Source organism: Ottowia sp., from assembly GCF_035444425.1.
In the GTDB taxonomy this organism is placed as follows: Bacteria; Pseudomonadota; Gammaproteobacteria; order Burkholderiales; family Burkholderiaceae_C; genus Ottowia.
In genome coordinates this window covers 1-19,237 of the sequence record NZ_DAOMOQ010000023.1, presented here as the reverse complement: position 1 = coordinate 19,237, position 19,237 = coordinate 1, and the positions used below count along the sequence as shown (strand labels likewise).

The following is a 19,237-nucleotide window of genomic DNA, read 5'->3' as shown; positions in this document are numbered from 1 at the left end:
CGGCTCTGATCCATAGTCCTTTCCCGCAACCACGAATGCCGTCCACCATGACCCTGCCCTTTCGCACCCGTGCCGCACTGCTGGCCTGCGCCCTGGCCCTGCCGCTGCTGGCCGGCGCCCAGGAGGCGACCATCCGCAAGAACCTGGCGGAACGCATCCCGGCCCTGAGCAACATCGACGAGATCAGCAAGACGCCGATGAAGGGCCTGTTCGAGGTCCGCATCGGCACTGACCTGCTCTACACCGACGCCGAGGGCAACTTCCTGATCCAGGGCAGCCTGCTCGACACCAAGGCGCGCAAGAACCTGACCGAGGAGCGCGTCGAGAAGCTGACCGCGATCGACTTCAAGGACCTGCCGCTGAAGAACGCCTTCACCCAGGTGTTCGGCAAGGGCACGCGCAAGCTGGCGGTGTTCGAGGATCCGAACTGCGGCTACTGCAAGCGCTTCGAGAAGGACCTGCAGAAGATCGACGACGTCACCGTGTACTTCTTCCTGATCCCGATCCTCGGCAGCGACTCGGTGACCAAGTCGCGCCAGATCTGGTGCAGTGCCGACAAGCTCAAGACCTGGAACGACTGGATGCTGCGCGAAGTCGCGCCCAAGGGCGCCGGCGACTGCAACACCGACGCACTGACCGAGAACCTGGACTTCGCCAAGAAGTACCGCATCACCGGCACGCCGACGCTGATCTTCGCCGACGGCCGACGCGTGCCGGGCGCCATCAACACCCAGCAGCTGGAGCAGAACCTGGCGCGCTGAAGGCGCGCGCCGGCAGTGCGGACACCTGGCGATGGGGACCCGTCAACGCAAGACCAGCGCGGCCGCTGACGGCATCACCGCGCTGCACTACACGGTCTCGGTCGCCAGCCTGCATGGGCACCGCTACGCCGTTCAGCTGACGGTGCCCAGGCCGGCGGCGCGCCAGCGCGTGTCCTTGCCGGTGTGGATTCCCGGCAGCTACCTGGTGCGCGAGTTTGCCCGCCACCTGCAGGGCCTGCGGGCGCAGCAGGGGCGCCGTGCCTGCGCGCTGGAGCAGCTCGACAAGTGCAGCTGGGACATCGAATGCGATCCGGGCAAGCCGCTCGTGCTGCGCTACGAGGTCTATGCCTTCGACAACTCGGTGCGTACCGCCTGGCTGGACGGGCAGCGCGGCTTCTTTAACGGCACCGGCCTGCTGCTGTGCGTGCACGGGCAGGAGGCCGACGCGCATGCGCTGACGATCGAGCCGCCGGCGGACCGGCCCGACTGGCAGCTCGCCACCGCAATGACGCCGCAGGCGGTGGACCGGCGCGGCTTCGGTCGCTACGTCGCCGCCAGTTACGAGGAACTGGTCGACCACCCGGTCGAGCTGGGCACGTTCTGGAGCGGCGACTTCAAGGCCGGCGGCGTCACGCACCGCTTCGTGGTGGCGAGTGCACCGGCATCGTTCGACGGCGAGCGCCTGCTGCGCGACACGCAGAAGATCTGCGAGACGGCGATCCGCTTCTGGCACGGCGCCGGCCGGCCGCCGCACCGGCACTACCTGTTCATGCTGAACGCGGTGGACGAGGGCTATGGCGGCCTGGAACACCGCAACAGCACGGCGCTGATCTGCGCCCGGCGCGAGCTGCCGCGCCACGACGCGCCGGACAGCGCGGCGCGCGTGGGCGACGGCTACGTCACCCTGCTGGGCCTGATCAGCCACGAGTACTTCCACACCTGGAACGTCAAGCGCCTGCGGCCGACCGAATTCGAGCACTACCGCTACGAGTGCGAGAACTACACCCGCCTGCTGTGGTTCTTCGAGGGCTTCACCAGCTACTACGACGACCTGCTGCTGCTGCGTGCCGGACTGATCGATGACGCGGCCTACCTGAAGCTTCTGAACAAGCACATGAACCAGGTGCTGCAGGCGCCGGGCCGGCAGCGGCAGTCGGTGGCGCAGGCCAGCTTCGATGCCTGGGTGCGCTACTACCGCCCGGACGAGAACACCGCCAACAGCACCATCAGCTACTACACCAAGGGCGCGCTGGTGGCGCTGTGCTTCGACCTGACGCTGCGGCATGAGGGTCGCACCACGCTGGACGAGTTGATGCGCGCGTTGTGGCGCCGCTGCGCCGGCGGGCCGATGCAGGAGTCGGATTTCGTCGCCGAGCTGGCCGAGCTGGGCGGGCGCGACTTCAGCGCCGAACTGGCGGCCTGGGTGCACGGCACGGACGAGCTGCCCCTGAAGCCCTTGCTGGAGGCGCACGGCATCGTGGTGCTCGAGGAGCCGTCGCAACTGGCCCAGGCGCTCGGCCTGCGCGTGAGCGAGGGGCCGGGGATCACCATCAAAGTCGTGCTCGACGGCGGGCCGGCGGCACGCGCCGGCCTGGCGGCGGGCGATGAATGGCTGGGTGTCGAGCTGACGCCGCCGCGCCGGCGCGGCCGGCCGGCACCGGCGCCCGAGGCCTGGCGCCTGACGCGGCTGGACGATCTGCCGCTGTACGCCGGGACGGCTCGCAGCGTCACGGTCCTGGTGGCGCGCGACAAGCGCCTGCTGCGCCTGCCTTTGATCCTGCCGGCGCAAGCCACCACCTGGCGTCTGCTGGCGCGCGAAGCTGCTGACGCCCGCAGCACGTGGCCGGGCCGCTGACCACCGTCCGCAACCGGCGTGGCCGGCGCGACCGGCGTGTGCTGCTGCTCCTGACCTGGCTGGTCGTGCTGCTGCACGCGGTGCTGCTGCTGGCGCTGCGGCAGTGGTTGCAGCCGCCCAGCCTGCTGCGCGAGATGGCGCCGCCGTTCTACACCCGCAGCATCGTCCCCGAGGTGCCGCCGGCGCCGGTCGTGGCGACCGCGCCAGTGCAGGCACAGCCTGCGCGGCCCGCCAGACCGACGGCGCGCATCAGGCAGCCGCGGCCGCGCGCTGTGCGCCAGGCTGGCAAACGCGCCGAGCCGGCACTGGTGGACGCCGATGTGGTCGCGCAAGACAGAGCAGAGGCGGCCAGCGATCCGGTGGCGCCCGAGCTGCCGGCCTCGACGCCGCTCGCTGCCGCGTCGGAGCCCGAGGCCGTCATGGCGCCACCAGCGCCCGAACCCGGACCGGCACAGGCTGCGGCGCCGCCCGAGCCGTTGGCGGAGCCGGCGCCTGCCGCCACCGACGTCGTGCCGGCCTTTCTCGCCAGCTGGCCGAGCGACACGCGCCTGAACTACCAGCTCGGCGGCTACTACCGCGGCGAACTGCACGGCGATGCGCGCGTGCTGTGGCAGCGCGAGGGCACGCGCTACCACACCGCGGTGGAGATGAACGCCGGCCTGCTGGCGTCGCTCAGCTTCAGCAGCCAGGGCGAGATCACGGCCGCCGGCCTGCGGCCCGAGGTGTACGAGGAAGACGTGCGCGGCCGTCGCCGTGGCGTGCGCATCGGCGACGCGGAGGTGCGCCTGAACAACGGCAACCGCATGCCGCGGCCGGCCAGCGTGCAGGACACGGCGAGCCAGTTCGTCGAACTCGGCCACCGCTTCTCCAGCGGCCAGGTGAAGCTGGAGCCGGGCGCCCAGGTGCATTTCTCGATGGCGCGCCCGGGCGGCATCGACGACTGGGTCTACGACGTCATCAGCGAGGAGACGCTGCACCTGCCGCGCCTGGGGCCGGTGCAGGCGCTGCACCTGAAGCCGCGCCCGCTCGCCAAGCCGCGCGGCCCGATCACCGCCGAGATCTGGTATGCGCCCAGCCTGCAATACCTGCCGGTGCGCATCCGCATCAACCAGGGGCCGGATACCTACATCGACCTGATCGTGGAGACGGTGGAGCAGCGCTGAGCCGGGCTTCCGGCGTCGACCACCGCACGGCCTACTTCTTGCGCAGGTCTACCACCCGCCGTGCCTTGCCGACGCTGCGCTCGATGCCGCCCTCGGGCTTGAGGTCGATCTCGACGCTGCTGCCGATGTAGACCTTGATCTCGTGCTGGAGCAGCTTGGCGGCGGTGCGCGCCTGGATGCCTTCCGGATCCATGCCTGGCGTGGTTTCCACCGTCACCCGCAGGTTGTCCATCGGGCCGTCGCGCGTCAGCACGCACTGGTAGTGCGGCGACAGCTCGGGGCGGCGCAGGATCAGCTCCTCGATCTGGGTCGGGAACACGTTGACGCCGCGGATGATCATCATGTCGTCGCTGCGGCCGGTGATCTTCTCCATCCGGCGCATGGTGCGCGCGGTGCCGGGCAGCAGGCGCGTCAGATCGCGCGTGCGGTAGCGGATGATGGGCAGCGCCTCCTTGGTCAGGCTGGTGAACACCAGCTCGCCTTCCTGGCCGTCGGGCACCGGCTCGCCGGTATCGGGGTCGACGACCTCGGGGTAGAACAGGTCTTCCCAGATGGTGGGGCCGTCCTTGGTCTCCACGCATTCGCTCGCCACCCCGGGGCCCACCACCTCCGACAGGCCGTAGATGTCGACCGCGTCGATGTTCATGCGCGCCTCGATGGCGCTGCGCATCTCGTTGGTCCAGGGCTCGGCACCGAAGATGCCCAGCCGCAAGGACAACTCGCGCGGATCGAGCCCCATGTGCTCCACCTCCTCGGCGATCGCCAGCATGTAGCTCGGCGTGACCATGATGATGTCGGGCCTGAAGTCCTGGATCAGCTGGATCTGGCGCTCGGTCTGGCCGCCGCCGAACGGCACCACGGTCAGGCCCAGCCGCTCGGCGCCGTAGTGCGCGCCCAGCCCGCCGGTGAACAGGCCGTAGCCGTAGCTGATGTGCACCATGTCACCCGGCCGCGCACCGGCGGCGCGGATGCTGCGCGCCACGGCGTTGGCCCAGACGTCGATGTCCTTCTTCGTGTAGCCGACCACGGTCGGCTTGCCGGTGGTGCCGCTGCTGGCGTGGATGCGCACGATCTGCTCGCGCGGCACGGCGAAGATGCCGAAGGGGTAGCTGTCGCGCAGATCCTTCTTGGTGGTGAAGGGGAACTTGGCCAGGTCCGACAATTGCCTGAAGTCGTCCGGGTGCACGCCGGCTTCGTCGAACTTGCGTCTGTAGACCGGCGAGTTGGCGTAGGCGTGCGACAGCGCCCACTTCAGCCGCTGCAACTGCAGCGCGCGCAACTCGTCGATGCTGGCTTTTTCGATCGGTTCGAGGGGAAAGCTGGTGGCGCTCATGGTGTTGTCTCGATCACTGGTTTGTTGTCTTCTGGTATCACCGTGCCGCTGATCTGCGTGCTCTTGCCGCGAAACAATGCCACAGTCTGGCCCTTCTGGTTACTGACGCGGATATCGTAGATGCCATGGCGGCCGGCCAGCGTCTGCTCGACGCCCTCGCTGGTCAGCACGTCGCCGGCGTGGGCCGGCCGCAGGAATTCGATGCTGCAGCCGTTGGCCACGGTGTTGTGGTTGCGGCTGTTGCAGGCGTAGGCGAAGGTGGAGTCGGCCAGGGTGAAGATGAAGCCGCCGTGGCAGATCTTGTGGCCGTTCAGGTGCAGCGGCTGCACCACCATGCGCATCGTGGCGCGGCCCGGCGTGCAGGACAGCAACTCCATGCCCATGGTGTCCTTGGACGCCAGATCGAGCGCGTACATGGACTCGCCGACCCGGCGCGCCAGTTCGTTGGCCTGCGCTTCCGAGAGCTGCGCACCCATCATTCGCCCTTGAACCGTGGCGCACGCTTCTGCAGGAAGGCGTTGACGCCCTCGATGTAGTCGTGCGTGAAACCCAGGCGCGACTGCACGTCGCGCTCGAGGTCGAGCTGCTCGTCCAGGCTGTGCGTGTGCGCGCCCCGCAGCAGGTGGCGCGTGGCCACCAGCGCCTTGGTCGGCATCGCGGCCAAACGCTCGGCCATGGCCTTGGCCGCCGCCACCGCATCCTCGGCAACGTCCCAGATCATGCCCATGGCCTTGGCATGCTGCGCGCCCAGCTTGTCGCCCGTCATGGCCAGCGCCATCGCGCGTGCCAGGCCGATGCGCTGCGGCAGCAGCCAGGTGCCGCCGCTGTCCGGCACCAGGCCGATCTTGCTGAAAGCCTGGATGAAGCTGGCGCCCGGCGCCGCGATGGCGATGTCGCAGGCCATCGCCACCGAGGCGCCGGCGCCCGCCGCCACGCCGTTGACGGCGCAGATCGTCGGCACGCGCACATTGATCAGCCGGCGCGTGGTCGGGTTGAAGGCCTGGTCGATCACCGGGCCCGGGTCGGCGCGGAACATGATGTCGTCGCCGGGGCGGAAGTCGAACTCGGACAGGTCGGCGCCGGCGCAGAAGGCGCGGCCGGCACCGGTCAGCACCAGCGCGCGGATGTGCTTGTTGGCCTCGATCCGGTCGAGCGCCGCCCACAGCTCGCGGTGCATCTGGCGCGTGAAGCTGTTGAGCGCGGCGGGGCGGTTGAGGGTGAGCACGGCGATCGCGCCGTCCTCCTCGTACAGAACGCAGGGTTCCGAGCTTGCTGTCATGGGTGCTTGTCTCCTTGGGGCGCGAATTTACCATTAACCGACCCGATGGTCGGCTAACGGTGAGGAAGTTCATGGGCTGGTTATATAGTGCCAGTCTGCGACCGAACACGACACAAGGAGAACCCCGTGAGCTATGAATTCATCACCGTCCGCACCGAAGGCGAGAAGGTCGGCGTCATCACCCTGAACCGGCCCAAGCAGCTGAATGCGCTCAATGCCCAGTTGATGATTGAGCTGGGCCAGGCGCTGAAGGCCTTCGATGCCGACCAGGCCATCGGCTGCATGATCATCACCGGCAGCGAGAAGGCCTTCGCCGCCGGGGCCGACATCGGCGCCATGGCCACCTACGGCTTCGCCGACGTCTACCGGGACGACTACATCACGCGCGACTGGGAGCACATCCGCTCGATCCGCAAGCCGGTCATCGCCGCAGTCAGCGGCTTCGCGCTGGGCGGCGGCTGCGAGTTGGCGATGATGTGCGACTTCATCATCGCCGCCGACAACGCGCGCTTCGGCCAGCCCGAGATCAAGCTCGGCATCATCCCCGGCGCCGGCGGCACGCAGCGCCTGCCGCGCGCCGTCGGCAAGGCCAAGGCCATGGACCTGGCACTGACCGGCCGCATGATGGACGCCAATGAGGCCGAGCGCGCCGGCCTGGTCAGCCGCGTGGTGCCGCTCGACAAACTGATGGATGAGGCCTTGGGCGCCGCACTGGCCATCAGCGGTTTCGGCCAACTGGCGGTGATGGCGGCCAAGGAATGCGTCAACCGCGCCTTCGAAGGCCCGCTGGCCGACGGCGTGATGTTCGAGCGGCGCCTGTTCCACGCCCTGTTCGCCACCGAGGACCAGAAGGAGGGCATGGATGCCTTCGTCAACAAGCGCCAGGCCGACTTCAAGCACCGGTAAGCACGCGCCTTCAGCGCGCAGGAATCGCCGGGAAATAGCCTATAATTTCGGGCTTCCGGTGGTATAGCTCAGTTGGTTAGAGCGTGGGACTCATAACCCCAAGGTCGGTGGTTCAACTCCACCTACCACCACCAGGCACCGCGCTGCAGCACGCGCGGGCATGGTTTCAAGAAGCCCCGGGCCTCAAGAACTTGGGGCTTTTTTCATGGCTTTTTGAACTCGGCGCTCAGTGGCCGACAAAGCGCGGCTTGCGCTTCTCCATGAAGGCCCGCGGGCCTTCGCGGGCATCCTCACTGCCGAGCACCTCCCGCTTCGCCGCGTCTTCCAGCGCAAAGGCACTGGCCAGTGGCAGCCCACTGCAGTCCCGGGCAGTCCGCCGGACCGCCTGCACGGCCACGGGGCCGTTGCCCGCGATCTGGCTGGCGAGTTCCAGCGTCCGGTGCAGCAACCGGTCGCCGGGCAGCACTTCCGTGATCAGGCCCCATTGCAGCGCCTGCTGCGCCGAAACCATGCGTCCCGTCAACAGCAGCTGCATGGCGGCCGCATGCGGAATCTGGCGCGGCAACCGGGCCATCGAGCCGGCGAAGGGCAGCAGGCCATGCTGGACCTCCGGCAAGCCGAACTGGGCGTGCTCGGCGGCGATGCGGATATCGGTGCCCAGCATCAGCTCGAATCCGCCGGCTAGGCAGGCGCCGTTGACGGCGCAGATCACGGGCTTGCCCAGATCGAAGTTGCGCAGCGACGAGACTTCCATCGTGAGCGGATTCTCGAGCAGGCGTCGATCGAACTCGTCCGCTGCTGCCCGGGCCCCGGTCAACAGCGGCAGGGTCAAGCCCAGGTCGCCGCCAGAACAGAACGCGGCCTCGCCCGTTCCCGTCAGGACCAGCACCCGGATGTCTGGATCGTCCCTGACTTCGATGAACGCGTCGGCCAGTGCGCACAGCAGCTCCGGCGACAGGGCGTTGCGCGCCTGCGGCCGATCGATCCGGATCAGCGCAACGTGGTCGTCGGGGCAATCGAGATGGAGCGTGCCGTTCATCCGGCATCTCCTTCCGATGGGATTGGTCCAGCCAGGCTCCAGCGCAAGGCAAACGGCTTCATGATCGCTGCGACGGCGGCACGGGTTGCCGGGTCGTCGGCACCGTCGAGCGTCACCTGTGGCCCGCGCTTGTCGGTCTTCACTTCGCAGCACACCGTGCCTGCCAGCGAGCGCTCGGCGAGCCTGGTTTCGATCACCTGCTGAATCGCGAGCTCGCGCAGCCGCGGCTTGAAGAGCTTCCCGATCGCGGTCATCGGCAACGCGTCCAGGATGACGATCTGCTTGGGCGCCGCAGGGCGCTCGGGCACGTGCTGTTCGGCGAACGCCAGCAGTTCCGCTGAGGTGGCCGTCGCACCGGGCTTGAGGGTCACATAGGCGATCGGCAGCTCGCCGGCATATTCGTCGGGCGCTCCGACAGCCGCCGCCATGGCGACCTCGGGATGCCCGTGCAGGGCCTCTTCGATCAACAGCGGATCGATGTTGTGGCCGCTGCGGATGATCATGTCCTTGGCGCGGCCGGTCACGTACAGCAGGCCTGCGGCATCCAGGTGCCCGACGTCGCCGCTGTTCAGCCAGCCGCCGTCCAGGAACACGTTGGCGTTCTTCGTCGCATCGGTATAGCCGGGGCTGACGTTGGGCCCCCGGATGCGCAGCTCGCCGTCGCTTCCCGTCGCCAGCGGCGTGCCATCCGCGCCGACGGCGCGCACCTCCACGAACGGGATCGGCAGGCCGACCGAGCCCGGCGTGCGCGGCATCGCACAAGGCTCGATCGCGATCACTCCGCCGCACTCGGTCATCCCGAAGATGTTGCGGACCGGAATGCCGAATCGTTGCTCGAAATCGTCCGCCAGGTCGGTGGGCAGCGGCGAGCCGCCTGTCAACAAGGCGCGGACCCGGGTGATGTCGGTGCCCTCAGCGGATACCGACAGCAAGGCGGACATCACGGTCGGCACCGCCGCCAGCAGCGTGGCCTGCTCGCGCTGCGCAAAGGCCCAGTACTGGCGGACGAAGCCGGGGTTGCGCATGCCGAGCAGCGTGGGCAGGACGACCGTGGCGCCCACCAGAAACATCGACAGACCGTAGACGAAGGAGCCCGCCACGTGAAACAGCGGAAAGCCGTTGACGATGACATCCTGGTCCGAGGCCGAGTACATGCCCGCCGCACCCGCGGCAGCGCAAAGCTGGTTGCGGTGCTGGTGCTGCGCCAGCTTCGGACTGTCGGTGGTGCCGCCGGTGTGAAACAGCGCGGCGATATCGTCCAGGCCGCGCGCTGCGGCCAAGGGCGCATCGCTCTGCGCCGCGACCGCCTGATCGAAATCGATCGCGCCGGTGGTTTCCTCGGTGGCGCCAACGACCAGCACGTGGAGCAACCGTGGGCAGCGCTCTCGAATGCCGGCCACACGGGACCAGATGTCGAGTTCCGGGTTCGGCCCCAGGGCGACCAGCAGGTTCACCTCGGCGGCCTGCAGCAGTTCCGCGATGTGCTCCTCGCCCAGCAGGTAGTTGACGGGGCAGGCGATGCCGACCGCTTCCGCGCCCCACAGGCTGAAGTGGGCCTGGGGAATGGCGGGCAGCAGGAACGCCACGCGAGCCTGCTGCTGGCCGCACAGGGATTGGAACAGGCGCGCGGCGCGGCGGACCTGCGAGACGAATTGCGTGTAGGACCAGCTGTCAGCCGGCTCGTCCAGGTTCGCGCTCCTGATGTACCTGAGCGCGGTCCGGTCCGGGCTGCGCCGTGCCTGGGATTCCAGCGCGTCGAGCACGCTCGCGTACGGCAGCCAGGCGCTGAACGCCTGCGACTCGATGGCCCGAATGTCATCAATGGAGGAAATGCCACGAATGCTCATGCCGGTACCTCTGTTCGACCATTTCCTGCGTCCGGACACCTGCCGCCTGCTTGCAGCCAGCCCTACTTCACGAAGCCGGGCAGCCACAGCGAAATCGCCGGAAACGCCGACAGGATGAGCAGGCGCAGCACGTCGACGCCGATGAACGGGAAAGTGCCCCGATAAATGTCGACCAGGGAGATGTCGCGCGCCAGCGAGTTGATGACGAATACGTTGATGCCCACAGGCGGACAGATCATGCCGAAGGTGACCGCCATCACGATGATGACGCCGAACCAGATCGGGTCGAAGCCGAGCTGCATCATGGCCGGGAACACGATCGGCACCGTCAGCAGGATCATCGCCAGTTCATCCATCACCGCGCCGAGGATGAAGTAGCCGACCAGCACCAGCGCCAGCACGCCGTACTTGCCGACCGGCAGGTTGACCAGGAACTCCAACGATTGCTGGGTGAACTGGGTGATGGTCAGGAAGTAGCCGAACAGGTAGGCGCCGATGACGATCATCATGATCGCCGACGAGACGCGCAGCGTGTCGACCAGCGCGGCCTTGATCTCGCGCGGCCCCAGCCGGCCGCGCAGCAGCCCGAGGATCAGCGTGCCCACCGCGCCGACGCCGGCGGCCTCGGTGACGGTGTAGAAGCCGACATAGATGCCGCCCAGCACGAACACGAACAGGAAGATCGTCGCCCACAGGCCACGCAGCGAACTGAGCCGAGATCCCCAGCTGTGGGATTCTCCACGGGGCAGCAGGTGCGGGTGCCGCCAGGCGATGAACTGCACCACCAGGAAGTAGAAGCCGATCGCCATCAGGCCAGGAATCACGCCGGCCGCGAACAGCTTGCTGATGTCGGTCTCGGTCATGATGCCGTACAGCACGAAGATGACCGACGGCGGAATCATGATCCCGAGCGTGCCGCCCGCCGCGATCAGGCCGGCCGACAGGGCGCCGGAGTAGCCGGCATTGCGCATCTCAGGCAAGGCCACCTGGGTCATGGTGGCAGCCGTGGCGACCGAAGAGCCATTGATCGCGGCAAAGCCGCCACAGGCGACGATCGAGGCCATGGCCAGTCCGCCGCGCAGATGCCCCAGCCAGGCGCGCCCGGCGGCGAACAGCTCGGTGCTCATGCCGGAGCGGGTCGCGAACGCGCCCATCAGGATGAACATCGGGATGATGCTGAGGTTGTAGTCCGTCACCACCGACAGCGGCACGTTGGACAGCAGATTGAGCGCCGGCTTCAGCCCCGACAGCGCCCCGAAGCCGAGCACGCCGACGATGCCCATGGCGACGCCGATCGGCACGCGCAGCGCCATCAGCGCGAACATGCCGACGAAGCCCAGCAGGGCCACGATCTCGCGACTGACGCTCATGACATCACCTGCCGCCTGGCCGTCATGGGCGTTCCGCCTCGGCCGGCATGATGGTGTCGGCCAGGTCGGGTGGATCGCGCCGGGCGATCAGGGCCAGCCGCACCACGCACAGCACCGCCGCCAGCGTCATGCCCGCCGCGGCGACCGCATAGAACCAGGCCAGCGGCAGGCGCAGGTCGCTGGTGCCCTGCGTGCCGGTGCTGCCGACCTTCTGCCACACCATCCAGGCGGTCGGAATCAGCAGCGCCGCCGTGCAGGCCGTGGCCAGGATGTCCAGCGCGCGCTTGCCGCCCGCGCCCACATGCTCCCAGACGATGTCGACGCAGATATGGCTGCCGTAGTAGGTGGTCAGCGCAATGCCCCAGAACAGCGCGATGCCCTGCAGCATGCGGGAGCCGTCGTACCAGTCGGGGATCGACGGGCCGCCCAGATAGCGCAGGGTGACGTTGCCCGCCGTCAGCAAGGCCACCAGCAGCAGGAAGAAGGCGGCCGTGACCTCGGTGACGACCAGCAGTCGCCGCCCCGCGCGGTTGTGCATCAATGGCCGCCCTTGCGCGTGGCCAGTTCCTTGCGCAGATCCTCCAGCGCCTTCTTCGCGTCGACGCCGGATTTGTCGACGGCGGCCGCCCACTGCGCGTAGACCGGCTCGGCCGACTTCTGCCACGCCTGCAGTTGCTGGGCCGATACCGGCACCATGGTGTGGCCGCCGGCCTTGATCATCAGTTCGCGGCCGCTGTCTTCATCGTCGCCCCAGGAGGCGCCGACCTTGGATGCCCACTCGTTGTTGCAATGGTTGTCGATGACCTGCTTCTGTGCCGCGGAGAGCTTGTTGTAGAAGCCCTGGTTCATGGTCCAGGCGAAATTGGACGAGTACATGCGCGTGTCGGTGTGGTACTTGACTGCCTTGTCGATGCCGAAGGTGATGATCGAATGCCAGGGGAACAGGATGGCATCGGCCACGCCGCGCTCGAGCGCGTCACGCGACTCCGGCGCCGACACCTGCACGTTGGTGGCACCCACCGCCGTCATGTATTGCGACGCCGTGCCGTTGGACGAGCGGATCTTCATGCCCTTGAGCTGCTCCGGGCTGTCGATCGGCTTCTTCGAGTGCAGCGTGCCGACGTGCAGATGCGCCAGGCAGAACTTCACGTCCTTCATCTCCTGCGGCGCATAGGCGCGGTACCACTGATCCAGGGCCGCCGAGCCCGGTCCCGGCTTGGCAACCAGGAACGGCAGTTCTCCGGCCGCGAAGATGGGGAAGCGGCCGGCCTGGTAGCCCGGGTTGGCCCAGGTCATGTCGGCGATGCCGTCGCGCGCCATGTCGTAGTGGTCGGCGGCCTTGCCGAGCTGCTGCGCCGGGAACAGCATGACCTTGATCGAGCCTTTCGAGGCGGCCTCGACCGACTTGGCCCACGGTTCGAAGCCGAGCTTGGCCAGCGGGTGTGTCGCCGGCAGCCAGTGGGCGAAGCGCAGTTCGACGGGCTTGTCCTGGGCCGCGGCGCTGCAAGCCATGGCCACCAGGCCGATGGTCGCGCCGATGCGGCCAATGCGGTGCTTGATCGAAACGTGTTTCACGGCGGGTCTCCTGGAGTCGGGGATGAACAAGAAAACGACGTGCGATCTTGCATGCTGGCGCCGGCTTGCGACAGGGTGTTTTCCCCGTGAACCGTCACGTGCAAGACACCCTGGCGGCCGGATCGGCGCGGTGACCGGCGGCGCAACGCCGAAGCACGGGCGCCGCGCCGACGACCGGCTGGCAGCCGATGGGGACAAGCTGTGTCGTGCTGCCCATGCCGGCTCGACTGTGGATGCCCCGCCGCGCCTTGGTTCGGCATCATCGGTACCGGATGATCGGTGAGAAACCGGCGAAAAAAGAGCCCCGTGAAGGGGCTCCAAAGGATCGGTGCGTGACCGCTGCGCCAGCCCCGCAATCAAACCACTGCGTTCGGTTGGCGTCTGTTGCCTGTTGTCCCTGCGGCTACGCGTGCTGATGTGTGACACCGCGATGCTAGGGTCCTCGCGGCGGCTGCACATCCCTGAAATCAGGTATCTTGCTGGCGGCCGCACTCAATGCGCTGGCAGGGGGATGTCCAGCACGGGCTCGTCAGCGATCCGAGGCGCTAGCCTGCCGTGCACGCGGGCCCACAGCAAGGCCACCGATTCGAGCCAGTTGTAGTCGCCGTACCTGGCCGCGCTGAGGCCATTCATGTGGCAGTAACGCAGATCGGTCTCGATGGATGGCCAGTGTGGCGCCAGCTTGTCGATCAGCGCGGCACGCGGCAGCGGCGCCTCGTGTGCGGCTGCGGCATCCGGGCTGTCGGGTGAATCAACGATGGTCGGCCGGGTCTCGTGGTGTTGCTGCAGGGTCACCCACTCGTCGATGAAATGCTTGAGGTGCGATTCCACGAACGAGCGCTGGAGCAGCCCGTCGGCCTCCAGCGATACCATGGTCAGCACCATGCAGTCGGCATCCTGGCAGCACCACAGGTGGCCGGATGCCAGCTCTTGTTCCAACTTCTCCAGCAACGCTGGCCGACTGGCCAGTTGCCGGGTTGCCATTTCCAGCACGCGCTGAACCGCCATGTTTTCCATCCAGACTCCACACACAGCCCTGTGAACCAGTTCCTGGTGGGAGGCGGGCAGGGTGCACCAGCCGTTTCGCGCCCAGTGCCGGCCGCGACGCCTGGCGTCGCGGCTCAGTCTCTGGGTGGCACCAAGTAAGAACTTTGTAGACGCTTGATTTCCAGCAACAGGCCCAGATGCTTTGGCACCCAGGCCGGTATGGCTACACCCTGATTGCGCCAGCGACTGGGGGTATTCCGATGCAGGCCGGTGGCGCGACAAAAATCGCTCACCTTCCAGCCCAGTTCCGCCAGCGCGACGTCTAGTTCTCCGATTCCCATCGACATTCTCTCCCTGAAATCCGGCTGGCCTCTTGATGCCAACTCTGATTACTGTGCGAAATTCTACGATAATGACACCTTACGCAACAAGTGCGTGCATTTGTTTTGATCTTGCGCAGTCATGCGTAGCGCGGCGAGTGGCAAGAGATGGCAACGCGTGTCGTGCAGCGGGTGCTTGTGCGGGCGGACTTGGCGGCCGCCGTGAACGCGTCGTCGTCTGGATGCCTCAGGCGCGACGCCCGTAGATCCAGCCGCGCGACCAGGGCAGCGTGTCCACCGTCTGGCCGGCGCGCCGGCACAGCACTTGGAACAGTGAGATCTCGTCGTTCTCGAATGCCCACTGGCTGCCGACCAGGTACATGCGCCAGATGCGCCAGGTCTTCTCGTTGACCAGCGACTTGAGCCGCTCGCTGCTGGCTTCGAAGTTGTCACTCCAGCACTGCAGCGTGCGGGCGTAGTGGCGGCGCAGGCTTTCGACGTCGAAGGGTTCAAGGCCGCCTTCCTGCATGGTCGTCAGCACGGTGCCGATGTGCGGCAGTTCGCCCTGCGGGAAAACATAGCGGTCGATGAAGCGGCCGCCGCCATGGCTGGTTTCGCCGTTCTGTGGGTCGGTCGAGGTGATGCCGTGGTTGAGCGCCCAGCCACCGGGTGCCAGCAGGTCGTGGATGATGCGGAAGTAGGGTGCCAGGTTCTTCAGCCCAACGTGCTCGAACATGCCGACGCTGGTGATGCGGTCGAACGGGCCGCGGACGTCGCGGTAGTCCTGCATGCGGATCTCGATGCGGTCCTGCAGTCCGGCCGCACGCACGCGCGCGCTGGCTTCGTCGAACTGGTTCTGCGACAGCGTGATGCCGACGCAGCGGGCGCCGAACTGCTGCGCCGCCCGCAGCACCAGCGCGCCCCAGCCACAGCCGATGTCGAGCAGGCGCTGCTCGGGCTGCAGCCGCAGCTTGGTCAGGATGTGGTCGATCTTGTTCTGCTGCGCTTCGGCCAGGGTCTCGTTGCCGTGCTCGAAATAGGCGCAGGAATAGACCATCGCTGGGTCCAGCCACTCGGCGTAGAAGGCGTTGGAGACGTCGTAGTGGTACTGGATCGCCGCGCGGTCGGCATCGCGCGTGTGGCTGACGGCGTCGGCCATGCGCCGGGCGATGCGCCGGACCCAGCCCGGATCGGCCTCGGTGCTGCTGCCGGCCTCGGCCAGGCGATGGGCGATGTCCATGATGTCGTGCGCCTTGCCGCTGACGTCGATGTGGCCTTCGACGTAGGCGCGGCCGAGGTGGTCCAGCGACGGGCTGAGCAGGGCGGCGGCGCCGGCGGCGTCGCGCACGTCGACCGTGACGCGCGGGGTGTCGAACTGGCCCAGGCGCAGGCCGGGGCCATTGTTCCAGCGCACCAGCAGGGGCAGGTCGAAGCGCTGACGCAGGCGATCGGCCCAGGGACTCAGGGCGGCATCGAATGGCGAGGTCGCGGAAAGTCGCATGGCGGGCAAGCTCCTTGTGTCTGGCGCGGCAGCATTCCGGGGTTGCCGCGTATGGCCATTTCAATCGGCTTGCGCGCAAATTACCACGTCTGTGCCACATTTGCACGTCGGCCGTGGGCTAAAGTCATCCTTTTGAAGCCCGGCACTGGCACGGCCGGGAACCCGCAGCCCGGTTTGCGCCTCCCACATCGGATTTAGGTTTTGTCGTTGTCTCTCATGTCGACCTGGCGCTCACTGGCATTCTGGCTGCTCACCCTGCTCGTGGTGGCGTTCGGTTTCGATCGCGCCTACGCCCAGGCTCCGGGGACCAGCAAGACCGAGGTGCGCACCGACCAGGTGCAGGCAGTGCTGCTGGCGCACGCGCCCCAGGGTGTGCCGGTCGGCCTGGCGCCCGAGGCCGCCACCGGCCAGCCGGTCTGGGTCGGGCTGCAGCTCACCCACGCGCCCGACTGGCACACTTACTGGAAGAACTCCGGCGACTCCGGGCTGCCAACCGAGTTGCAGTGGACGCTGCCGCCGGGCGTGATGGCGGGCGACATCGCCTGGCCGCTGCCGAAGAAGATCCCGATCGCCAACTTGGCCAACTACGGCTACGAGGACACCGTGCTGCTGCCGGTGCCCTTGATCATCACGCCCGAGTACAAGCCGGCGCTGATGGCCGACACCATGGAGATCAGGCTGAAGGCGAACTGGCTGGCCTGCCGGATGGAGTGCATTCCGCAGGAAGGCGAATTCACGCTGCAGCTGCCGCTGCACGGCTCCACCGGCCTGCACGGCGCCGCGTTCGAGGCCGCCTTGCGTGCGCAGCCGGCCGAGGTGCCCGGCGCGCACCAGGTCGAGCTGACCGAGGACGGCAGGCGCCTGGCGGTGCGCGTGACCGGCCTGCCGGCCAGCGTGCGCGGGCAGACGCTGGAGCTGTTCCCCGAGACGCCCAACGTGATCGTCACCGCCGCCACCCAGGCCAAGCCGGGCGAGCCGGTGGGCGAGCGCAGCTGGAGCCAGCGCTGGGACGGCGAGGTCTGGACCGCCGATGTGCCGGTCTCGCCCGACCGCGCCGACGCGCCGGAGCGGATGCCACTGGTGCTGGTGGCCGGCGAGCAGGGCTGGCGCGCCGAGGCGCCGGTGCTCGGCAGCTGGCCGGCGCTGGCACAGGCGGCCGTGGTGTCGCCGGCGCTGGAGGCGGCGCTGAAGGCCAATGCTGCCGCTGCAGCCGGTGCGGGCGCCGCGCTGCCGACGACGACCGGCGTGCCGGCAGCCACCTTCATGCTGGCGCTGCTGGGCGCGCTGGTCGGCGGCATGATCCTGAACCTGATGCCCTGCGTGTTCCCGATCCTGGCGATCAAGGTGCTGGGCTTCACGCGGCACGCGCACGAGCAGCGTGCGCAGCGCATCGGCGGGCTGGCCTACACCGCCGGCGTGGTGCTGTCCTTCCTGGCGCTGGGCGCGCTGATGCTGGCGCTGCGCGCGGCCGGCCAGCAGCTCGGCTGGGGTTTCCAGCTGCAGTCGCCGGCCGTGGTGGCGGCGCTGACGGTGCTGTTCACCGTGATCGGGCTCAACCTGGCCGGGGTGTTCGAGTTCGGCCATTTCGTGCCCAGCCGGCTGGCCACGATGGAGGCCAGGCACCCGCTGACCAATTCGCTGCTCACCGGCGTGCTGGCGGTGGCGGTGGCCTCGCCCTGCACGGCGCCGTTCATGGGCGCGTCGCTGGGCCTGGCGGTGGCGCTGCCGGCGCTGCAGGCGCTGGCCGTGTTCGCCGCCATCGGCTTCGGCATGGCGCTGCCGTACCTGGCCGCCAGTTGGTGGCCGGCGGTGGCGCGCCTGCTGCCCCGGCCGGGCGCCTGGATGGAGAGCTTCAAGAAGTTCATGGCGTTCCCGATGTTCGGCACCGCCGTGTGGCTGCTCTGGGTGCTGGGCCAGCAGACCGGCATCGACGGCGCCGGCGCGCTGCTGGCCCTGCTGGTGACGCTGGCGCTGGTGCTGTGGGCGCTGGGCGGCCTGCGCGGGCGTGCACGCGCCATCCTGGCGCCCTTGTCGATCGCGTTCGGCGTCTTCATGGTGGCGGCGATCGGTCCCAACGTGGTCCGCCTGATCGAACCGGCCGAGGCCGAGGCCGGGACCGTGGCGGCGAGCGACGGCGCGCGCTGGCAGCCCTGGTCGGCACAGCGTGTCGAGGCGGTGCTGACGGCGGGGCAGCCGGTGTTCGTTGACTTCACAGCCGCCTGGTGCGTGACCTGCCAGTACAACAAGAAGACCACGCTGGCCAACGCCGAGGTGATCGCCGCCATGGACGCCGCCCGCGTGCAGACCTTCCGCGCCGACTGGACGCGCCGCGACCCGGCCATTACCGCCGAGCTGGGCAAGCTGGGGCGCAGCGGTGTGCCGGTGTACGTGCTGCAGGCGCCCGGCAAGGCGCCGGTGGTGCTGTCCGAGATCCTTAGCGTGGCCGATGTGAAGGACGCGCTCGGCCAGCTCTGAGCCGTCCCGTTGGCCGGCGCGACCACCCCTCAACCATTCCGCACGACGGCAGCGCGCGATCATGAGCGTGAGAAAGCGCAGACAGCAGGCGCGCCGGCGTCATCTGGTGCGGCGCGGCCTGGTCTATTCGCTTTTCCTGGTGGCCGCCATCCTGCTGCTGGGCGGCGTCGGCTTCTGGGCGCTGGATCCGCGCGTGCACAGCCTGCAGGACGGCCTGTGGCTGGCCTTCACGACCGCCGCGACCGTGGGCTATGGCGACGTGGTGCCATCGACGACCCTGTCGCGCGTATTCGCGGTGATCGTGGTGCTGCTGGGGCTGGCGGTGCTGTCGCTGGTGACGGCGTCGCTGGCAGCGATCTTCGTCGAGGAAAAGGTCGAGGAAGAGGAGCGCCAGATCGAGCGTGACCTGATGCAGGAGATCCGCGGCCTGCGCCACCAGGTGGAGGCGCTGCGCGAGGAGGTGCGCTACCTGCGCAACTGCGCCGACGAGCAGATGAACCGCCCGGCCTGAGCCGGCATCCGCTCGGGCCGGGCGGCGTCCTGCCGTCCTACTTGGCGTAGCTGTACACGCCGGTGCCGGTCTTGCGTCCGAGGCGGCCGGCGGCGACGTATTCGCGCAGCAGCGGGCAGGGGCGGTACTTGCTGTCGCCGAACTGCTCCAGGTAGACCTCCATCACCGCCAGGCAGACGTCCAGGCCGACCATGTCGGCCAGCGCCAGCGGGCCGATCGGGTGGTTGCAGCCCAGCTTCATGCCGGCGTCGATGTCTTCCGGCGTGGCCAGGCCCTCGGCCAGCACGAAGAAGGCCTCGTTGATCATCGGCACCA

18 protein-coding genes and 1 tRNA gene are annotated in these 19,237 nt (G+C 68.2%); 7 read left to right on the top strand and 12 right to left on the bottom strand.

The window, feature by feature from the left end; genetic code table 11:
• The first annotated feature begins 47 nt into the window (after nucleotides 1–47).
• From PK606_RS10330 to PK606_RS10320, 3 genes are read left to right on the top strand one after another with little or no spacing between them, the layout of a single operon-like run.
• A complete protein-coding gene (locus PK606_RS10330) occupies nucleotides 48–761 on the top strand; it encodes a DsbC family protein (RefSeq protein WP_324563551.1) in 714 nt (237 codons plus the stop codon).
• Between the two features lie 31 nt (nucleotides 762–792).
• A complete protein-coding gene (locus PK606_RS10325) occupies nucleotides 793–2,616 on the top strand; it encodes a M61 family metallopeptidase (protein ID WP_324563549.1) in 1,824 nt (607 codons plus the stop codon).
• 38 nt (nucleotides 2,617–2,654) lie between these two features.
• Complete coding sequence (locus PK606_RS10320) at nucleotides 2,655–3,779, top strand: DUF3108 domain-containing protein (protein WP_324563546.1); 1,125 nt, start codon at nucleotides 2,655–2,657, stop codon at nucleotides 3,777–3,779.
• A 31-nt stretch (nucleotides 3,780–3,810) separates the two neighbouring features.
• Here PK606_RS10320 and paaK read toward each other — a convergent pair whose 3' ends face one another.
• The 3 genes from paaK to PK606_RS10305 are packed head-to-tail and all read right to left on the bottom strand — an operon-like array spanning nucleotide 3,811 to nucleotide 6,391.
• On the bottom strand, nucleotides 3,811–5,112 hold the full coding sequence (gene paaK / locus PK606_RS10315; RefSeq protein ID WP_324563544.1) for a phenylacetate--CoA ligase PaaK: 1,302 nt from the start codon (nucleotides 5,110–5,112) through the stop codon (nucleotides 3,811–3,813).
• Nucleotides 5,109–5,591 carry a hydroxyphenylacetyl-CoA thioesterase PaaI gene (gene paaI, locus PK606_RS10310; RefSeq protein WP_502920829.1) on the bottom strand — a complete coding sequence of 161 codons (483 nt, stop codon included), beginning with the start codon at nucleotides 5,589–5,591 and terminating at the stop codon, nucleotides 5,109–5,111. Before paaI ends, paaK begins: the two co-directional genes overlap by 4 nt.
• A complete protein-coding gene (locus tag PK606_RS10305) occupies nucleotides 5,588–6,391 on the bottom strand; it encodes an enoyl-CoA hydratase-related protein (RefSeq protein ID WP_324563540.1) in 804 nt (267 codons plus the stop codon). The genes paaI and PK606_RS10305 overlap by 4 nt, the downstream gene beginning before the upstream one ends.
• Before the next feature lie 126 nt (nucleotides 6,392–6,517).
• Here PK606_RS10305 and PK606_RS10300 point away from each other — a divergent pair, with 126 nt between their 5' ends.
• Together PK606_RS10300 and PK606_RS10295 are read left to right on the top strand one after the other, a co-directional pair.
• The gene (locus PK606_RS10300) at nucleotides 6,518–7,297 is read left to right on the top strand and encodes an enoyl-CoA hydratase (protein ID WP_324563538.1); all 780 of its coding nucleotides are present in this window, start codon (nucleotides 6,518–6,520) and stop codon (nucleotides 7,295–7,297) included.
• Nucleotides 7,298–7,354: 57 nt separating this feature from the next.
• Nucleotides 7,355–7,431, top strand: a tRNA-Met gene (locus PK606_RS10295).
• 92 nt (nucleotides 7,432–7,523) lie between these two features.
• Here PK606_RS10295 and PK606_RS10290 read toward each other — a convergent pair.
• The 8 genes from PK606_RS10290 to PK606_RS10260 all read right to left on the bottom strand — a co-directional run bounded on the left by PK606_RS10290 (nucleotide 7,524) and on the right by PK606_RS10260 (nucleotide 15,936).
• Nucleotides 7,524–8,336, bottom strand: a complete 813-nt coding sequence (locus PK606_RS10290; protein ID WP_324563536.1) for an enoyl-CoA hydratase/isomerase family protein — start codon at nucleotides 8,334–8,336, stop codon at nucleotides 7,524–7,526.
• Complete coding sequence (locus PK606_RS10285) at nucleotides 8,333–10,183, bottom strand: AMP-binding protein (RefSeq protein WP_324563534.1); 1,851 nt, start codon at nucleotides 10,181–10,183, stop codon at nucleotides 8,333–8,335. The genes PK606_RS10290 and PK606_RS10285 overlap by 4 nt, the downstream gene beginning before the upstream one ends.
• Nucleotides 10,184–10,245: 62 nt before the next feature.
• Nucleotides 10,246–11,553 carry a TRAP transporter large permease gene (locus PK606_RS10280; RefSeq protein ID WP_324563531.1) on the bottom strand — a complete coding sequence of 436 codons (1,308 nt, stop codon included), beginning with the start codon at nucleotides 11,551–11,553 and terminating at the stop codon, nucleotides 10,246–10,248.
• Nucleotides 11,554–11,575: 22 nt separating this feature from the next.
• The gene (locus tag PK606_RS10275; protein WP_324563529.1) at nucleotides 11,576–12,091 is read right to left on the bottom strand and encodes a TRAP transporter small permease; all 516 of its coding nucleotides are present in this window, start codon (nucleotides 12,089–12,091) and stop codon (nucleotides 11,576–11,578) included.
• Entirely contained in the window at nucleotides 12,091–13,128 is a 1,038-nt protein-coding gene (locus tag PK606_RS10270; protein WP_324563526.1) for a TRAP transporter substrate-binding protein, read from the bottom strand. The genes PK606_RS10275 and PK606_RS10270 overlap by 1 nt, the downstream gene beginning before the upstream one ends.
• Before the next feature lie 492 nt (nucleotides 13,129–13,620).
• Nucleotides 13,621–14,136, bottom strand: coding sequence for a hypothetical protein (locus tag PK606_RS10265; protein WP_324563525.1), 516 nt, complete (start codon nucleotides 14,134–14,136; stop codon nucleotides 13,621–13,623).
• Between the two features lie 113 nt (nucleotides 14,137–14,249).
• On the bottom strand, nucleotides 14,250–14,456 hold the full coding sequence (locus tag PK606_RS15960; protein WP_324567519.1) for a helix-turn-helix domain-containing protein: 207 nt from the start codon (nucleotides 14,454–14,456) through the stop codon (nucleotides 14,250–14,252).
• 226 nt (nucleotides 14,457–14,682) lie between these two features.
• Nucleotides 14,683–15,936: a class I SAM-dependent methyltransferase gene (locus PK606_RS10260; protein WP_324563523.1), complete on the bottom strand. Its 1,254-nt coding sequence runs from the start codon at nucleotides 15,934–15,936 to the stop codon at nucleotides 14,683–14,685.
• A gap of 216 nt (nucleotides 15,937–16,152) precedes the next feature.
• Here PK606_RS10260 and PK606_RS10255 point away from each other — a divergent pair, with 216 nt between their 5' ends.
• Nucleotides 16,153–18,411, top strand: a complete 2,259-nt coding sequence (locus PK606_RS10255) for a protein-disulfide reductase DsbD family protein (protein ID WP_324563521.1) — start codon at nucleotides 16,153–16,155, stop codon at nucleotides 18,409–18,411.
• Nucleotides 18,412–18,478: 67 nt separating this feature from the next.
• On the top strand, nucleotides 18,479–18,922 hold the full coding sequence (locus PK606_RS10250; RefSeq protein WP_324563519.1) for a potassium channel family protein: 444 nt from the start codon (nucleotides 18,479–18,481) through the stop codon (nucleotides 18,920–18,922).
• A gap of 37 nt (nucleotides 18,923–18,959) precedes the next feature.
• Here PK606_RS10250 and PK606_RS10245 read toward each other — a convergent pair.
• Nucleotides 18,960–19,237, bottom strand: a 278-nt coding sequence (locus tag PK606_RS10245; protein ID WP_324563517.1) for a 3-hydroxyacyl-CoA dehydrogenase family protein, incomplete at its 5' end; no start/stop codon positions are given.

Excerpts from the sequence above, each read along its gene's own strand:
- PK606_RS10285 (WP_324563534.1), bottom strand. The coding sequence starts at position 10,183 with ATGAGCATTCGTGGCATTTCCTCCATTGATGACATTCGGGCCATCGAG.
- paaK (WP_324563544.1), bottom strand. The coding sequence starts at position 5,112 with ATGAGCGCCACCAGCTTTCCCCTCGAACCGATCGAAAAAGCCAGCATC.
- PK606_RS10325 (WP_324563549.1), top strand. The coding sequence starts at position 793 with ATGGGGACCCGTCAACGCAAGACCAGCGCGGCCGCTGACGGCATCACC.
- PK606_RS10330 (WP_324563551.1), top strand. The coding sequence starts at position 48 with ATGACCCTGCCCTTTCGCACCCGTGCCGCACTGCTGGCCTGCGCCCTG.
- PK606_RS15960 (WP_324567519.1), bottom strand. The coding sequence starts at position 14,456 with ATGGGAATCGGAGAACTAGACGTCGCGCTGGCGGAACTGGGCTGGAAG.
- PK606_RS10255 (WP_324563521.1), top strand. The coding sequence starts at position 16,153 with ATGTCGACCTGGCGCTCACTGGCATTCTGGCTGCTCACCCTGCTCGTG.
- PK606_RS10275 (WP_324563529.1), bottom strand. The coding sequence starts at position 12,091 with ATGCACAACCGCGCGGGGCGGCGACTGCTGGTCGTCACCGAGGTCACG.
- paaI (WP_502920829.1), bottom strand. The coding sequence starts at position 5,591 with ATGATGGGTGCGCAGCTCTCGGAAGCGCAGGCCAACGAACTGGCGCGC.
- PK606_RS10290 (WP_324563536.1), bottom strand. The coding sequence starts at position 8,336 with ATGAACGGCACGCTCCATCTCGATTGCCCCGACGACCACGTTGCGCTG.
- PK606_RS10265 (WP_324563525.1), bottom strand. The coding sequence starts at position 14,136 with ATGGCGGTTCAGCGCGTGCTGGAAATGGCAACCCGGCAACTGGCCAGT.
- PK606_RS10260 (WP_324563523.1), bottom strand. The coding sequence starts at position 15,936 with ATGCGACTTTCCGCGACCTCGCCATTCGATGCCGCCCTGAGTCCCTGG.
- PK606_RS10280 (WP_324563531.1), bottom strand. The coding sequence starts at position 11,553 with ATGAGCGTCAGTCGCGAGATCGTGGCCCTGCTGGGCTTCGTCGGCATG.
- PK606_RS10305 (WP_324563540.1), bottom strand. The coding sequence starts at position 6,391 with ATGACAGCAAGCTCGGAACCCTGCGTTCTGTACGAGGAGGACGGCGCG.